At 32.1% G+C, this 15,594-nt stretch carries 15 protein-coding genes and 1 tRNA gene; 9 read left to right on the top strand and 7 right to left on the bottom strand.

Annotated elements, in window-relative coordinates; translation table 11 throughout:
* Positions 1-79: 79 nt before the first annotated feature.
* Both AB1410_00460 and AB1410_00455 read left to right on the top strand, forming a co-directional pair.
* Positions 80-271: a hypothetical protein gene (locus AB1410_00460; GenBank protein ID MEW6455171.1), complete on the top strand. Its 192-nt coding sequence runs from the start codon at positions 80-82 to the stop codon at positions 269-271.
* Positions 231-791 carry a nucleotidyl transferase AbiEii/AbiGii toxin family protein gene (locus tag AB1410_00455; GenBank protein MEW6455170.1) on the top strand — a complete coding sequence of 187 codons (561 nt, stop codon included), beginning with the start codon at positions 231-233 and terminating at the stop codon, positions 789-791. Before AB1410_00460 ends, AB1410_00455 begins: the two co-directional genes overlap by 41 nt.
* A 148-nt stretch (positions 792-939) precedes the next feature.
* Here AB1410_00455 and AB1410_00450 read toward each other — a convergent pair.
* The 3 genes from AB1410_00450 to AB1410_00440 form a co-directional block, all read right to left on the bottom strand.
* A tRNA-Leu gene (locus AB1410_00450) sits at positions 940-1,025 on the bottom strand.
* 79 nt (positions 1,026-1,104) lie between these two features.
* Positions 1,105-1,650 (bottom strand): class I SAM-dependent methyltransferase, encoded by a 546-nt coding sequence (locus tag AB1410_00445; protein MEW6455169.1) that lies wholly within the window; start codon positions 1,648-1,650, stop codon positions 1,105-1,107.
* A 160-nt stretch (positions 1,651-1,810) separates the two neighbouring features.
* The gene (locus AB1410_00440; protein MEW6455168.1) at positions 1,811-2,269 is read right to left on the bottom strand and encodes a hypothetical protein; all 459 of its coding nucleotides are present in this window, start codon (positions 2,267-2,269) and stop codon (positions 1,811-1,813) included.
* Between the two features lie 319 nt (positions 2,270-2,588).
* On the opposite strand from AB1410_00440, the gene AB1410_00435 reads away from it, so the two are divergent.
* From AB1410_00435 to AB1410_00415, 5 genes are all read left to right on the top strand, one after another.
* Entirely contained in the window at positions 2,589-3,455 is an 867-nt protein-coding gene (locus AB1410_00435) for an alpha/beta hydrolase family protein (GenBank protein ID MEW6455167.1), read from the top strand.
* 31 nt (positions 3,456-3,486) lie between these two features.
* A complete protein-coding gene (locus AB1410_00430) occupies positions 3,487-4,002 on the top strand; it encodes an NTPase (GenBank protein MEW6455166.1) in 516 nt (171 codons plus the stop codon).
* Between the two features lie 110 nt (positions 4,003-4,112).
* Positions 4,113-5,858 (top strand): ATP-binding protein, encoded by a 1,746-nt coding sequence (locus tag AB1410_00425; protein ID MEW6455165.1) that lies wholly within the window; start codon positions 4,113-4,115, stop codon positions 5,856-5,858.
* Positions 5,803-6,282: a response regulator gene (locus AB1410_00420; protein ID MEW6455164.1), complete on the top strand. Its 480-nt coding sequence runs from the start codon at positions 5,803-5,805 to the stop codon at positions 6,280-6,282. Before AB1410_00425 ends, AB1410_00420 begins: the two co-directional genes overlap by 56 nt.
* A 23-nt stretch (positions 6,283-6,305) precedes the next feature.
* Positions 6,306-8,729 carry a protein kinase gene (locus AB1410_00415; GenBank protein ID MEW6455163.1) on the top strand — a complete coding sequence of 808 codons (2,424 nt, stop codon included), beginning with the start codon at positions 6,306-6,308 and terminating at the stop codon, positions 8,727-8,729.
* On the opposite strand, the gene AB1410_00410 is transcribed toward AB1410_00415, so the two are convergent.
* The 4 genes from AB1410_00410 to AB1410_00395 form a co-directional block, all read right to left on the bottom strand.
* Entirely contained in the window at positions 8,719-10,914 is a 2,196-nt protein-coding gene (locus AB1410_00410; protein MEW6455162.1) for a radical SAM protein, read from the bottom strand. The two genes, AB1410_00415 and AB1410_00410, sit on opposite strands and share 11 nt — an antisense overlap.
* Before the next feature lie 76 nt (positions 10,915-10,990).
* Positions 10,991-11,134 carry a hypothetical protein gene (locus AB1410_00405; protein ID MEW6455161.1) on the bottom strand — a complete coding sequence of 48 codons (144 nt, stop codon included), beginning with the start codon at positions 11,132-11,134 and terminating at the stop codon, positions 10,991-10,993.
* 418 nt (positions 11,135-11,552) lie between these two features.
* Positions 11,553-12,746: an isocitrate/isopropylmalate family dehydrogenase gene (locus AB1410_00400; GenBank protein MEW6455160.1), complete on the bottom strand. Its 1,194-nt coding sequence runs from the start codon at positions 12,744-12,746 to the stop codon at positions 11,553-11,555.
* Positions 12,747-12,940: 194 nt separating this feature from the next.
* Positions 12,941-13,837 carry a GWxTD domain-containing protein gene (locus AB1410_00395; GenBank protein ID MEW6455159.1) on the bottom strand — a complete coding sequence of 299 codons (897 nt, stop codon included), beginning with the start codon at positions 13,835-13,837 and terminating at the stop codon, positions 12,941-12,943.
* 205 nt (positions 13,838-14,042) lie between these two features.
* On the opposite strand from AB1410_00395, the gene mdh reads away from it, so the two are divergent.
* Together mdh and AB1410_00385 are read left to right on the top strand one after the other, a co-directional pair.
* On the top strand, positions 14,043-14,969 hold the full coding sequence (gene mdh, locus AB1410_00390) for a malate dehydrogenase (protein MEW6455158.1): 927 nt from the start codon (positions 14,043-14,045) through the stop codon (positions 14,967-14,969).
* Between the two features lie 13 nt (positions 14,970-14,982).
* On the top strand, positions 14,983-15,537 hold the full coding sequence (locus tag AB1410_00385; protein ID MEW6455157.1) for a Fe-S-containing hydro-lyase: 555 nt from the start codon (positions 14,983-14,985) through the stop codon (positions 15,535-15,537).
* Positions 15,538-15,594: the final 57 nt, after the last annotated feature.

The following is a 15,594-nucleotide window of genomic DNA, read 5'->3' as shown; positions in this document are numbered from 1 at the left end:
AAAAAGATCTCTGAATAAAATTAATTTTGAAGTTTATAAAAAGATTTTAAAAAAATATAAAGAGTGCTATTATTATAAAATGAAAAGAAAAAGAAGCTTTGAAAATTTTCGAGAATTAAAAAAGTCAACTATTAAGAAAAGGTCAAGAAACATTCCTTTAGACAAAAAAATAGAAGAAGCAATTTTTCTATCTGAGCTCTGCCGAGATCTGAAAAAAGGAATAAAGAAAAATGCGAGAATCCTTTCAAAGGATAGTCAAATTATTAAATAATTTAACCCAAGAAAAAATTATTAAAAATTTTGCACTCGTAGGAGGTCTCGCTGTGTCTTCATGGACTGTTCCAAGGGCAACAAAAGATATAGATTTTCTTGTCCACCTTACAGAGCAATTAAATAAAAAAAATATTGACCTATTAAATAAAAGAATACAAAAGGAATTCCACAAGACTGAGGTAATGATGGATAACCTCTTGGGAATGTATGTTATAAGAATAGATGATGGAGTAACTATAATTGATTTAATAATTGCTTCAAAAAATTGGCACGAAAAAATTCTAGATGATTTAACTCAGGTTAATTCTTCTATTTTTGGAACACAAATAAATATTGCAAAGCCAGAAGGTTTGATAGTGATGAAAATGAAAGGAAGCAGTCCTCAGGATATAATTGATGTGAAGAATTTATATGAATTAGAAAACATAGATAAAAATAAATTATTTTTATTAGCAAAATCTGCAAGAGTCGATAAAAGATTAAGAAAACTTCTAACTAATAAAAAAGCTTTATCTTAACAAAGTTACCTGCTCCTGCTTTACCTAATATTTCAGTTTTGAATCAGTTTTTTCAATTGAGAATAATTACATTATTCTTCTTTATTCCTTTGTAAACAAACTCAAACTTCTTAACAAAAAAATTATTAATTAATAAATAATAATGCAATGCCGGGAGCCGGACTCGAACCGGCACAGCACTGACGTGCCGAGGGATTTTAAGTCCCTTGCGTCTGCCCATTCCGCCATCCCGGCAATATAGTTAATTTTTAACACTTTTTATTCTACCGGTCAACAGAGAGAAAAGTTAAAATATTTATGTTTTTCTTGTTTTCTATTTTCTACCAACGTATATTCCGTATCCCAGGTATTTAAAGAGGCTCTTAATGTGTCTGGAGAATATATTTCTTTTGCATACTTTCTGAAAGCTGAGCTTCTGTCTTTGTTTTACCACTCTCGCATACTCATTTACCGCTCTCTTTTTATCTTTTGGAAATGCGGTAACAGATTCGCAAATGACTGCATCGAAAACTCTCTCTTTAAAAGGAAGGTTCTGTGCATCAGCCATAATTAAATTAACTTTATCCTCTACGCCCTCCCTTTTCACTCTTTCGCTTGACCTTTCAATCATACTTTGAGAAATATCCACTCCCATCACTTTACAATCGTATCTTTTTACAATGTAACAGGTGGTCTTTCCAACACCACAACCTACATCCAGGATGTGTTTATCTTTATTTATTTTGCAGAGCTCTATCAGCTCCTTTGTGGCCTCTAATCCTCCCATATGTTTTGTAATTCCCCAGTATGCCTGCAATTCAAAGTATGAAAGCCGCTTTCTTGGTATCTCTTTTAGTAATAATTGTTTTCTGGTCAACATTTTTTCACTACTGTTAAAAATTATGGAATTATTGCATATTTTAATAGATTTCTAATCTGCCAAATACTTCAAATCTTCTGTTTTTTTGGTATTAATGGGAAAAGAGATTGAATAAGTGGTACAAAAATAGCGTTTTTATGTATCCATGATAATATTGAAATTACTCTATTTTTTTCTTCCCTAAAATGGTTTTTGCTGGAATTACTATACCTATAATGAATAAAATTAGACCCACAAGGTCCATTGTTATGCTGATTGGATCTTTACCAAAAATCCCAAATATCAATGAATTTACCCAAGCTATAAGGGAGACAAACAAGAGGCAGAACCAAGACCATTTTTCACCTTTCTTAAATGATGTTAAAAGGACAAAAAATCCAGCAACGACAGTTGAAAGTGCAAATCCTCCTGCCAATCTTGCAGTCGCTCTGTGGTGATTTGCTAATTTTGGACTTGAAGCAACAAAATCGGACCAGGATTGTCCTGTATATCCTGGAAATATTCGCACTGCAAAAACATCAGGAATTATTATTGAGATTAAACTATAAACTGCAGCGTAGGCCAAAACAATAAAAAGGATTATTGTAGCAATTTTAATTGATTTCTTTTCTTCCATCATTTTATCCCTCCTTCAAGTTTTTTTATTTTAAAATCCTGAATTTGTCAAATTTCTAGCCGAATCGCCTCTTTTTAGATAAAATGTTATTTTTTTATGGATATGTTATAAAAATATTAATACAAACGAATTAAATAAATTGACATGGAGGGCATGGTTTTACCTTGCATTAAGCAACCCCCGAATCAAACCATGAAACAAGTTCAGGGCAAGGTTAGGGGTAGGCTCTGAAGGGTTGCCCTACAAATTATTTATTGCGTTTGTATTAGTTGAAGTATACAAATGAGAAAGATTGCGATCAAATGGTAATTTTAAGCTAAAAATGAAAAGCCTGACGATCTCATTAATATCAATATCTTTATCATTATTTTCCTTTCAAAATTTATTATCCTCTAAAGAACCATTTTATTGGGAAAGTAAGAAAAATATTATCTTTTATAAGATTAAAATAAAAAATGCTTCTTCTTTTTCCTATTATTATAAACCCTCGGGTATTAAAGAGAAAATTCCAATAATAATTATCTTACCCCATCTAAGCGGTGGAATATTTATAGAGAAAATAATTTGTAAAAAATTTGCAAAAGAAAAAATTGCCACTCTTTTAATAGAAGAAGTTTATCAAAATGAATATAATTTTTTTAAAGCTAAGAAATCCATAACGGGTGATAAAAGCCTCAATATGATAAAACAAATTCTCATGCAAAGTCTAAATGATATAGAAATATATATAAATTGGGTTAGAAAGCAACCCGAGATTGACAATTCTAAAATAGGAATTTTGGGGATAAGTATGGGAGCTATAGTTGGAAGTGTTGCCATAGCAAGACTTCAGTGCTTTAATAAAGCAGTTTTAATACTTGGAGGAGCTGATATACCCTATCTCATTTTTCACAGCTCACTAACTAAAAAGTTAAGAGCGAAATTAATCAAAGAAAAAATATCAGAGGAGAATATAAAAGAAATACTTAACCAAGTCGATCCACTAAATTATTCATATAATGGATTAAAATCAAATATCCTAATGGTAAATGCAATTAAAGATAAAATAATTCCAAAAAAATGTGTTGAGGAATTACACGAAGCTCTTGGCAACCCTGAAATAATGTGGCTAAATGGAGGCCATTATTCCTCCATTTTTTATTTTTTTAAAATTTTAGATAAATCCATTAAATTTTTTAAGAATCCATAACATTTATATAATATATATATAAAATTAAACAATGAAAAAGCATATTCTCATTACAGGTAACCCGAGGGTGGGAAAAACAACACTTTTAAAAAAACTAATAGAAAATGTAGAATCAGCTGGGGGTTTTTATACTCAGGAAATAAGAAAAGGAGGCGAAAGAGTTGGTTTTGAGATAATTACCCTCGATGGAAAAAAGGGAATTCTTGCAAGAAAAGGGCTGAAAAGCTCCCATACTCTTGGTAAATATGGGATTAACGTTGAAGACCTTGAAGAAATAGGAGTCAGGAGTCTTAAGGATGCCATTGAAAACAAAGGGATAATCGTGATAGATGAAATAGGGAAGATGGAGCTTTTTTCAGATGAATTTAGAAAAATTGCCATCAAAGCCCTTAATAGCGATAAAAGAGTGGTGGGAGTTATTCATCGAAAGAGCATTCCATTTTTGAATGAAATCAAGCAAAGGAAAGATGTTGAAATGTATGAACTCACATTAGAAAATAGAAATTATCTTGAAACTAAATTGAAAAAAGAACTTGAAAAATTATGAAATTAAAAAAGTGTTGCATTTTCTATTTATTTTTAATAGACTTTAAGCATAAGTTAAAGAGGAGGGTAAATATCAAACTTAGAGAAAAATTATTTATCCTAAATTAAAAAATGAAAGTAAAGACTGATTATGTAAAAGAATTGTCCTTTGTCTCCGAAGCAATTGAAGAACTCTCTGGAGAAAAATACAAGTTGTTAGAAGCAAAAGAAATAAACAAATTTTTATCTTCTTTGATTAAATTGAGCAACCAAATAATTTCCTCTTTTGATCTTGATTCCTTCCTGAAAAGTGCATGCGAAAATGTTGTTAAAATTTTCAATCTGAAAATGGCCTGGATTGGCTTTCTGGATGAAAAAACTTTTGAAGTAAAACCTGTTGTATCTTACGGCTTTGAAAGAGACTATCTTAAAACGATAAAGATTAAATACGATGACTCAGAATACAGTCTGACTCCGACCGGAATGTCAATTAAAACAAAGAAGCCCGTGGTTCAAAATAATATAATTTCTGATCTAAAATACAAGCTCTGGAGAGAAGAGGCTCTTAGAAGAGGTTATAAATCATCAGCCGCAATCCCTTTAATATTTGAAGAAAAAGTATTAGGAGCTTTAAATGTTTACAGTGTAAAGTCAAAATTCTTCACAAAAGAAAAAATCTCCCTCTTAAGAATATACGCTAATATAATATCATCCTATATTTATCGAGTTAACATTTACAATGAATTAAAAAGATACAAAGAAGATTTAGACACAACTCTTTCTTCCATATCAGAATGTGTGTTTAAAATCAGTTACGATGGCAAGAAATTTCAACCAGTTTTTATATCCCCCCAGATAGAAAAAATAACTGGATATCCAGTTAAAAACTTTATTGAAAACCTGGAGAACATAGTAAGAATAGTTCATCCTGAAGATAGACAGAAAACATTTAAAGAAATTGTATCTATTCCAGAAAAAGAAAGGATTTTCTCAAAGTTTAGAATAATAAACAAAAAAGGAGACATTCTCTGGGTTGATGGAGAGGCCTTCGCTGAAAAAATTCCAGATTCAAACATTATTTATATAATAGGAAGCCTCACTGACATCACAAAAAGCACAGAGGAAAGGGAGAAACTTTATGAGGAACTTTTGCAGGCTCAAAAAATGGAAACGCTTGCTTCTTTAACCATCGGGATCGCCCATGATTTAAACAATCTCATTGCCATAATACTTGGATATTCAGATCTCGCAAAGATGCATATTCCTAAGGAAAATGAAAAAATTTATTCAATGATGGAAACCATTCAGAAATCATCGATACGAGCTTCAGAACTTGTTGACCGGATATTAGGTTACGGAAGAAAAGAAAAAATTTCCATAACCCATTTCAATGTAAATGATATCATTAACGAGTTAATGAAACTTATTTCCAGGGTCTTTGAAAAAAATATTAAAATTGAAACAGACCTGGCTCCGGATTTAGATTTAATTAAAGCAGATCCTAAACTTATATACCAGGCTATTCTGAATTTATGTATAAATGCAAGAGATGCAATGCCTGATGGAGGTAAATTACACATTGAAACAACAAATGTCTTTCTGGATAAATATTTTGTTGAATCCCATTTAGGAGCAAAAACAGGAGATTATATACTAATCTCCGTTTCGGATACAGGAATTGGAATGGACAGCGAAACCAAGAAGAAAATATTTCAACCATTTTTTACAACAAAAGCTAAAGGCTCAGGTCTCGGTCTCTCAGTTGTCTGGAATATAGTAAAAAACCTTGAAGGATACATAACTGTATACAGTGAACCAGGAAATGGAAGTATGTTTAATGTTTATCTTCCCTCGATTACAAAGAGAGCACCCAAATAAAGAAATAGAAATCGAAGAAGAAACTTTAGTAAGTGGAAATGAGAAAATCTTTGTGATCGATGATGAGGAATTCATCAGGGATCTTTCTAAAGAAATACTGGAAAAATATGGATATATAGTTGTTATGGCTGGAGATGGAACTGAGGCTCTTTCAATCTATGAAAAATTCGGAAAAGAAATTGATCTGATTATACTTGATTTAGTAATGCCAGGAATTAAAGGCGAGGATTTACTCAAAAAAATTTTAGAAATCAATCCAGAAGCTAAAGTTATAGTCTCATCAGGATATCCAAAAGAGGAAAGGATGAATAAATTGATAGAATTGGGTGCAGTTGATTTCATAAAAAAACCATTCCAGCTGAATAAATTGATTAAATTAATAAGAAAAATTTTAGATGAGAGTAAATCAAAGAAGAGTAATTAAATTAAAATAAAATGGGGGAAAAAATGAATGAAACAAAAATAAGTAGAGAAAAATCAAATTTTAAAATTTTAAAAGAGCTATATAAAGATCAGATCGGGGTTGTTTATAGAGCTATAGATCGAACCACTAAAAAAATGGTCTGGTTAAAAATTCTCCATAAATTTCTTTCCAGGGATAAAGACTACAGAACTCTATTTTTTCATAAAGCAAGAAAAGCAAAAATCCTTAAGCATGATAATATACAGGAAGTTTATGCAGTATGGGAAGAAGATGGAGAGATTATAGTTGAGCTTGAAGATATTACAGGGACTTTCCTGGACAAATTAGTGGATTCATATCCCTTTGAGCAGGAGAGAGCTATCCACATTGGTTATCAAATTTTATCCGCTCTTAACTACGCCCATAAAAAAAATGTCATCCATGAAAATATCAAGCCGGAGAATATAGTTCTGACCAGGAATGATAAAATTAAAATTATAAATTTCTTCGAGCCCAACCCTGTAATAGGTTATAAACTAAGCTGGGAATACACAGAGGTTGACCCAAAAAAGCCTTATGTAAGCATAGTAGAAGAAATTAAATATTTTTCTCCGGCTCATCTTGATGATAAGCCGATTGAGTTTAGATCAGACCTTTTTTCTACTGGCATTGTCTTGTATGAAATGACCTCTGGAGTTCACCCTTTTAAAACAGAATCGGTTTTCCTTTTTATGTTTACAGCTATTTATGATGATATAACTCATATTGAAAACATCAAAAGGGACATCTATTATGAGTTCGGAGATTTAATCATGATGCTTCTTGAGAGGAAAAAAGAGAAAGGGTATAGAAGTACTGAACAGGCATTCAGCGAAATGGTTCCCTTGTATACTGAACTTGTAAAGCCTTATGTGGAAAGAAGAAAGAAAAAACAGTACCTGACTGCCTTAGTGAAAAAAGTAGCTGCTTATTCTTTAGCTGCAGCATTGATAATTTCATTTGTTATAATTCCAGCAGTTAAAAAGTTTTATTATAAGCCCCAACCTACCATTTCAATCGCTGTTCTTCCCATTGATAATGCTACAAAAAATAAAGAGTATAACTTCATGAGCATTGGACTAACTGATGAAATTATTTCAAGCCTTTTTCCTGTAAAGAACTTTGCGGTCAGACCATTGAGCACAATGCTGAGGTATGAAGAAAAAAAGAAAGACATTCAAGAGATTGCAAAAGAACTTAAAGCCGATGTTATCGTTGATGGAGAATTAAAGAAAGAAAAGGATAGGATTAAACTTAAAACAAAAATTGTAAAAGTAAAGGAAGGAACTCCAGGGCTTCTCTGGGCAAGCGAATTGAATTTGAGTGAATACAATATTCCTTACATAAAATACGATATAGGAAGAGAATTAATCAGAACTTTAGATGTAGACCTTTCTAAAAAAGAAAGGGGAAGAATGGAAAAAAGAATGAAAGTAAACCCAAAGGCATACGAGTTTTACTTAAAAGGAAAATACTATAACGCTGAGTTTATAAAAGAAATAAGGAAAGAATATCTGGATAGATCTGATGAGATGCTGAAGAAATCTTTGGAAATCGATAAAAATTATGCACCTGCCTATGCAGCCTTAGGAAGAAATGCATGGTTTTATCTTGAATATGGAATTAAAAGTGAAGAGGATCTATTGAAAAAAGGAGGAGAGATGAGTTTAAAAGCTCTTGAGATAGATAAAGATCTGATTGAAGCCCATACAAATTTAGCTGCAATATATTTTAAAAATGGTGAAAAAGAGAAAGCTTATAAACAGATTGAATATGTCTATAAAATTAACCCTAACAATGAATTTGTAATCGCTATGTTAGGAACAATCTATGAATATGCAGGTTTACTGGATAAGGCTTTAGAAAAAGCTGAAAAATTAGAAAAAAATAATGAACTTAATGTTTTAAGCTACATAAACAGAGGTAGAATTTATATCTATAAAAATGATTTTTCTAAAGCAAAGAATGAATTAGAAAAAGTCTTTAAAATTCAAAACAATCATCCGATCGGATTGGTGTATTCTGGATATTTGTTATTTTATGAAAAAAAATATAATGAGGCTATGTCAACCTTAAAAGAAAGTTTGAAATATAACCCTGAGCACAAAGCACCTTATTTCATCCTTTCTATGATTTATTCAAAGCAGGGAAAAAATAAAGAAGCTGAAAAAGCTATAGAAGAAGTAATGCATTTAGCCAATTACGATGGAGATTTTACTTATTTTGTCGCCTCATATTATTCTTTGCAGAATGATAAACAATTAGCTTTGAAATGGTTTAAAGAAGCAATTAAATATGGAAATGAAAATTATCCATGGTTCCTTGTTGACCCTAACCTTAATAACATCAGAAATGAACCTGAATTCAAAAAAATAATGGAGAATTTAAAGAAAAGGTGGGAAAAATATAAAAAAGAATTCACTCTTTAATTAAACCTGGCATCCTTGATGCAATCTCCATAAAATTCACTATCTTTGATATAAAAAGGTATTTTCTCCTTATCTCACAATATTTTTTAACATCTATTGAAAGTGGAAAAACACATTTTGAACAGAATTCTTTTATCTCACAATAATTACAGCCTCTTATTTTTTTCTCTTTTTCAAATAATTCCAGAAACCTTTTTTCTATTTCATCAAGATTTTCTCCCACTGATCCTATTTTCTTTCCTGTAATACATGGTTTAATAGAGCCATCTTCTTCTATTATAATTTTCTGAAGGTTTAAAGATGGACATTCTCTGTTTGACCATCTGCATCCATTTAAAAAACATCCTTTAAAATCCATCAATTCTTTTTTTAATTCTTTTTTTTCTTCATCAAACATCAAAGGAATAAATTCTTCAAAATATTTTAAATCATCTTCATTTTTTATTTCATAAATAACTTTAGATATTTCATATAATTTTTTATTTTTATTATTTGCAAAATATCGAAAGGGAACAAAGGAAAAATACAAATCCCATCTATATGCTTTTGAAGTTACGAAATGATATATTTTTGCTTCCGATAGTTCTTTTTTTAATTTGTTTATTATTAGCTTTAGAAAGTAAAACTTTTTTGTTGGAACTTCACCATAAATCATCTTTTTTATTGTATCTTCACGCTCAAATTCTTTTCTATCATATAAAAAGATCATGTTTGAAAGAAGGGATGAGTTTTTTGAAAGCCATTCAATTAAATTATTATTAAGTTCATTTATATTCTTTAAAACTACATCTGTTAAAACAGAGGATTTTGAAAAAGCTCTTTCCTGGGAATTTACAAGACCTGAGATAATAAATGAAATCGCTTTATCTTTTTCATTCTGAATCGTTGAATTTTTTCCAAAAGGAACTTTTGATACATCATAGGAAAAAATTGTTTCAAATGGAAGTAAGGATGGGCTCTTTTCAATTCCAATCCCATAATTTTTATGAGTATAAAACAATTCTGTTCCTGGAAATATCTGTAAGAAATTATGGGCATAAAAATCTAAATTTAATTCTTTGACAAATTGAACTGTTTTTTTCCCGTCTTTTAGAGTTTCACCCGGAAGCCCTGAGATTATACTCACAACCGGGTTTAAACCTATATTTTTTGCAAAATTTACATAGTATTTAATCTTTTCGATGAATTCCTTTTCTTTCTTAAAATCATCTGTTCTAAAATCTCCAACTTTTTTTATGTTTCTTAAGATCTCAGGAACTGCACTCTCAAGCCCGAAGGATAAGTCCTTAATCCCTGCTTTTTTCATCAACTCTAAAAGCTCCTCATCCATTCTGTCAACTCTTGTCTCACAGGAAAATTTTATCTTAAAATTTTCTTTTGCAATTCTTTTACATATTTCCTTTGCCCGATTTATGTTTAAAGAAAAAGCATCATCATATATGTTTACTGATTCATTCAATAGATTTTCTTTTACCATTGTATCGTTTATGATTCTTAGTTCTGAAATTACCCTATCGATTGAATGATACCTTATTCTATTTTTAGACATAATCGTAAAATTGCAGTAAGTGCACTTAAAAGTGCAACCCCTCGATGTTAAAATCCCTGTTTTTTCATCTCCTCTAAAGACTCCCTCTAAATAAGGAGAGGGAATTACATCGAGTTCTCCATCTTTATTGGAAAAATCTCTAATCAATGGTCTATCAGGAGTTCTTTCTATTTTCCCATTTTTTCTGTAAGTTATACCCTGGATATAACCGATGTCATTTAAGTCTCCGTTTTCAACAAAATGATTAAGTAATTCATAGACAGTGTATTCTCCCTCCCCTCTTACACAGATATCGATGGATGGATTATCTTCCATTATCAATGAATCAGAAAAAGTTGCCGTTGGTCCTCCTGCTAAAATTTGAATCGATTTATTTCTTTGCTTTAATTTTTTTGAAATTATTTTAACAAGATAATAGTTAAAGTCAAAGACAGTAAATCCAATAAAAATAGGCCCAAAATCAAGAACTTCTTCCACAAGGGATTCTACGCTTAATCTTTCTTCAGGAACATATTGAATTGAATCAATTTCTCTTTTTTTCAAAAAAGCCTGGATGTATCCAACCCCTAAATGATGTAAAAAATCTTTTTTTGCAGCCTCTGGAGGGAAAATAAAAATTAGACTTCTATTATTCATTATTGGGAATAATATTAAATTAATATTATTCTTTTTTAAACTTTATTCTTTCTTAAAACAAATTTTTAAATTTTTTTTACTTAATCCCTGTAAATGCCATTATAGCATATAATACTGATTCACCTCCATTAAACTCTTCTTTTAATCTTTTTACAACCTCTTCGTAGGAGAGACCCTCCTCGATTAATTTTTTTGCCTCAAACAAAGCTTTGTCTGTCATTTTAAACCCTCCTTAATTTTTTTTTGCTTTCAATTATACCTCTCCAAAAAACAAAATTTCAATCAAAATTTTTTTTATAAAAAATGCAAAAAAAATTGGGGTCAGGTCTCATTTTTTGCATTTTTATCTAAAATTATTTTATTTATTTAATCACAAAGAATAGGTAAATTAAATTAAGAAAACAGCTTTATTTTTTGGTATAATTTAATTGTTTTATTGTTTAAGGTCTTTTTTGAAAGATAAAGTTTAATTTTTCTATTATGCCACAACTCAATTTCTGACCAAAAACTTTAGTTTAAAATTATTATTGGACAATAGGGGGCAGCCTACTTTTTTTACTCTATCTTATTCTATTTTTTATTTTCTTTATTTGGAAAAAGTTGCCTGTCCCCTTTTTTCCTATGTCCTCTTTTTCTTCTTACTGGAGGCTCTTCCACTTTTCTTCTAAATTCGGGTTGTTAATTTCTTCCATTAAATAATCAGCAAAAGCAGCTCCAGTAGCTCCGTCTTTCCTTCCAGTTATTACAAACTTCTTCTCAAAAATTCCGCATACATCGAGAGCTTTCTCAAGCTTATCTGCTCTATCAGTATAACCAATATGCCTCAGTAACATTACTGTTGCTCTGAGAATTGAGCTCGGGTCAGCATAATCTGCTCTTCCCTCTGTAACCATTCTCGGTGCACTTCCATGAATTGCTTCAAACATTGCATATTTCTTTCCGATGTTCGCACTGCCTGCGGTTCCAACTCCTCCCTGAAATTCAGCAGCTTCGTCAGTCAGGATATCTCCATAAAGATTTGGAAGAACTATTACTTTGAAGTCTGTCCTTCGTTTTGTATCGATTAACTTTGCTGACATTATGTCCACAAACCAGTCATCAGCGTATATTTCAGGATATTCTTTTGCAATCCTGTAAAATGTTTCAAGAAATTTTCCGTCAGTTGTTTTAATCACATTTGCCTTTGTGACCGCTGTTATACGATTAATTTTATTCTTTTTTGCATATTCAAAGGCAAGCCTTATTATCCTGTCACAACCCTGAGTTGTAATTACTTTAAAATCAATCGCCAGATCATTGGTTACGTTAAAGCCTTTGCTTCCAAGCACATATTCTCCTTCAGTATTTTCTCGGAAGAATATCCAGTCAATTCCCTCCTTTGGAACCTTTACAGGCCGAACATTTGCAAAGAGGTCAAGGTAACGCCTCATGGCGACATTTGCGCTCTCAATGTTTGGCCATGGATCACCTTTTTTGGGGGTTGTGGTTGGTCCTTTCAGGATTACATGGCATTTCTTTATTTCTTCCAGCACATCATCTGGAACTGCCTGCATTTTAGCTGCTCTGTTTTCTATCGTAAGTCCTTCAATCACTTTAAACTCAACTTTCCCATCTTTTGCATCATCTTTCAGTAAAAATTCAAGGATTCTCTGCGCTTGCTTTGAGATGTAAGGACCGATACCATCTCCTCCAGCAATGCCTATTATTACTCGAGGAAGCTTTTGATAATCGATCCATTCAGGCTCTTTTTTCATTTCCTCTACCCTGGCAATCTGCTCCTCAAGGAGTTTTGCCAGATGTTCTTTTGCCTTCTCTATTATTTCTTTATCCATAAATCCTCCTCATTTTTATAAATTATTTTTATTTTCTAAAAAGTGAGATTAAGGATATCAATTTAAACCTAAAAAATCAAGGTTACCATTACTAAACTAACAGCAATAATTAATTTGTAGGGCAAGCCTTTAGGCTTGCTTATTTTGCAGGTGCAGACCTGATCCCTTTGTTTGACCCCTATGTTACTTTGTTACTATACTGAAAATTTGAGGGTTTTGGTCTTTTTATCTCCTGTTACTTTATTTTCCAGAGTAACTTTTCCCTTATAATTCCCTTTTGAAACTTTTAATGGAATTTCAACCATATAGTCTTCCGGAGCTAACTTTTTTATCTCATCTTCAGAATAGGAAATTGTATATTTTTCAGAACGGGTTATCGGAGCTTTCTTTTTCCCTCCTGAAATTTCAAAGTTTAATTCTAAAACAGTTTCGAGCTTTTCATCTTTCTGAGTAAAAATAATATTTTTATAGGGTACAGATATTTTTATTTTCACATCTTCTTCTGTCACACTTTCAACCTCTATTTCATAGTTCAATATCCTGCTCTTCGCAGGCTTAATCGGTTCTCCAGTCAATGGTTTTGCAACCCATTTGATTTCATTTAAATACATCAAACTTTCCGGTGTTAGCTCATAATCTCCTGTTCTTGTGTAGTCAACGAAAACAATAGGAGTAAAGCCATAGTACCAGACTTCATAAGGTATATCAGTATAAATTGTTCCCATAGGATATCTATCTACTTCTGTAGGTGGGCCATACATTATGTACACTCTTCCCCTGTCCTGAAGCCATCCTGGCCTTGACCCTCCAACAAACAATCGATTTGCCTCTTCAATTCTCTTGGAATATTCATCCTTAAACTCATTCTCTTCTGTTTCTGGAGTGGGGTCTCTTTTTTTCCAGAATTCCTCAATAAATTCCTTTCTTTTTTCAGCTGGAACTTTTAGAAAATTTTTCCTTTCCTGGGAAGTTATTATATATCGAACTTTTGAAAGAAATTCCTTGCTTTCAGGGTCTAATTGTTGTTCCAGTTTATACATGGAACAACAAACAAAAATTAAAGTTAATAAAAACAAAAAAAATTTTTTCATTTTTCTCCTTCTAAATTCAATTATAGTCTCAAAAATAAAAAAAGCAATTTTTTAAATTTTTCTAAAGCAATTACGTGTTTACAATTTATCTTGAAAACTATTTTTTTTTAGGATAAATTAGACTCTAAAAAACTGATAATGTTAAAAAAAGTAAATCTAAAAAAATTTTTAATATTTAACATAAATTCATAAAAAAGGAGGAAAAATGAGGCCTAAAATTACTGTCATAGGCGCTGGATATGTGGGTGCTACAACAGCTCAGAGAATCGTTGAATCTGAGCTTGCTGATGTTGTAGTCCTCGACATTCTTGAGGGCATCCCCCAGGGAAAAGGGCTTGACCTTCTGCAAACGGGTCCAGTCTTTGGATTTGATACAAAGATTTTCGGGACTCAGGACTACAAGGACACTGCTAATTCAGACATTGTGGTGATAACAGCAGGAGTTCCTCGAAAACCGGGTATGTCAAGGGATGACCTCTTTTATACAAATTTTGACATAGTTAAAAGCTGCACCCAGGAAGCTGTCAAACACTCTCCTAATTCAATTCTTATAGTAGTTACAAACCCTCTTGATGCTATGGCTTATACTGCCTATAAAGTGAGCGGATTTTCAAAACATAGAGTCGTTGGAATGGCTGGAATCCTTGATTCTGCAAGGTTTTCTACCTTCATCGCGATGGAATTAAATGTTTCTGTTGAAAACGTTCAGGCATTTGTGCTTGGAGGACATGGAGATACAATGGTCCCGTTTGCCCGGTATACCACTGTGGCTGGAATTCCTGTGACTGAATTAATCCCAAAAGAAAAACTTGATGCAATCATTCAAAGAACAAGAGATGGCGGAGCTGAAATTGTAAAACATTTAAAAACCGGAAGTGCTTACTACGCTCCCGCAGCATCTGTAATGGATATGGTGGAATCAATAGTAAAGGATAAAAAGAAAATCCTACCCTGCGCAGCTTATGTAGAGGGAGAATACGGCATCTCAGATACATTCCTTGGAGTTCCGGTGAAACTGGGTTCTAAAGGAATCGAAGAAATAATCCAGATAAAACTCACACCTGAAGAACAGACCGCTCTTGAAAAGTCAGCTGAATCAGTAAAAGCTCTTATTAAAATGATGAAATTTTAATCAGGATTCCGAGATGGCAGAATATAAGATAAGCACTCCTCTAACAGACGAAACTTTAGAAAAACTTAAAGCAGGGGATAAAGTTCTGATTTCAGGACATATTTATACAGGAAGGGATGCAGCCCATAAAAAATTATTCGAACTTGCAAAAGAAGGAAAACCCCTGCCATTTGACATAAGAGGACAGATAATCTACTATGTAGGGCCAACTCCTGCAAGACCAGGTAAGCCAATTGGTTCTGCAGGACCAACAACAAGCTACAGAATGGACACCTATACTCCAATTCTCCTTTCTTTAGGGTTAAAGGGAACTATTGGAAAAGGTTCCAGGGATAAAGAAGTAATAGAAGCAATGAAAAAATACAAGGCGATATATTTAGCAGCTGTTGGAGGAGCAGGAGCTCTCATTTCAAAATGTATTTTAAAGTCCGAAATTGTAGCCTATCCAGAACTTGGACCAGAGGCAATCTATAGACTCGAAGTTAAGGATTTCCCTGCCACAGTGATAAATGACATATATGGAAATGACCTATACGAGCAGGGCCGCTCCCAATACGAAATAAAATAATGCAAAAATGCAAAGAATGGGGGTCAGGTCTTGTTTTTTGCATTTTTGAACAGATTT

Source organism: Acidobacteriota bacterium, from assembly GCA_040756905.1.
Classification (GTDB): domain Bacteria; phylum Acidobacteriota; class Aminicenantia; order JBFLYD01; family JBFLYD01; genus JBFLYD01.
This window is presented reverse-complemented; position numbering and strand designations above follow the sequence as displayed.

Excerpts from the sequence above, each read along its gene's own strand:
- AB1410_00400 (MEW6455160.1), bottom strand. The coding sequence starts at position 12,746 with ATGGATAAAGAAATAATAGAGAAGGCAAAAGAACATCTGGCAAAACTC.
- AB1410_00435 (MEW6455167.1), top strand. The coding sequence starts at position 2,589 with ATGAAAAGCCTGACGATCTCATTAATATCAATATCTTTATCATTATTT.
- AB1410_00425 (MEW6455165.1), top strand. The coding sequence starts at position 4,113 with ATGAAAGTAAAGACTGATTATGTAAAAGAATTGTCCTTTGTCTCCGAA.
- AB1410_00405 (MEW6455161.1), bottom strand. The coding sequence starts at position 11,134 with ATGACAGACAAAGCTTTGTTTGAGGCAAAAAAATTAATCGAGGAGGGT.
- AB1410_00410 (MEW6455162.1), bottom strand. The coding sequence starts at position 10,914 with ATGAATAATAGAAGTCTAATTTTTATTTTCCCTCCAGAGGCTGCAAAA.
- AB1410_00430 (MEW6455166.1), top strand. The coding sequence starts at position 3,487 with ATGAAAAAGCATATTCTCATTACAGGTAACCCGAGGGTGGGAAAAACA.
- AB1410_00420 (MEW6455164.1), top strand. The coding sequence starts at position 5,803 with ATGGAAGTATGTTTAATGTTTATCTTCCCTCGATTACAAAGAGAGCAC.
- AB1410_00445 (MEW6455169.1), bottom strand. The coding sequence starts at position 1,650 with ATGTTGACCAGAAAACAATTATTACTAAAAGAGATACCAAGAAAGCGG.
- AB1410_00415 (MEW6455163.1), top strand. The coding sequence starts at position 6,306 with ATGAATGAAACAAAAATAAGTAGAGAAAAATCAAATTTTAAAATTTTA.
- AB1410_00440 (MEW6455168.1), bottom strand. The coding sequence starts at position 2,269 with ATGATGGAAGAAAAGAAATCAATTAAAATTGCTACAATAATCCTTTTT.
- AB1410_00385 (MEW6455157.1), top strand. The coding sequence starts at position 14,983 with ATGGCAGAATATAAGATAAGCACTCCTCTAACAGACGAAACTTTAGAA.
- AB1410_00395 (MEW6455159.1), bottom strand. The coding sequence starts at position 13,837 with ATGAAAAAATTTTTTTTGTTTTTATTAACTTTAATTTTTGTTTGTTGT.
- AB1410_00455 (MEW6455170.1), top strand. The coding sequence starts at position 231 with ATGCGAGAATCCTTTCAAAGGATAGTCAAATTATTAAATAATTTAACC.
- mdh (MEW6455158.1), top strand. The coding sequence starts at position 14,043 with ATGAGGCCTAAAATTACTGTCATAGGCGCTGGATATGTGGGTGCTACA.
- AB1410_00460 (MEW6455171.1), top strand. The coding sequence starts at position 80 with ATGAAAAGAAAAAGAAGCTTTGAAAATTTTCGAGAATTAAAAAAGTCA.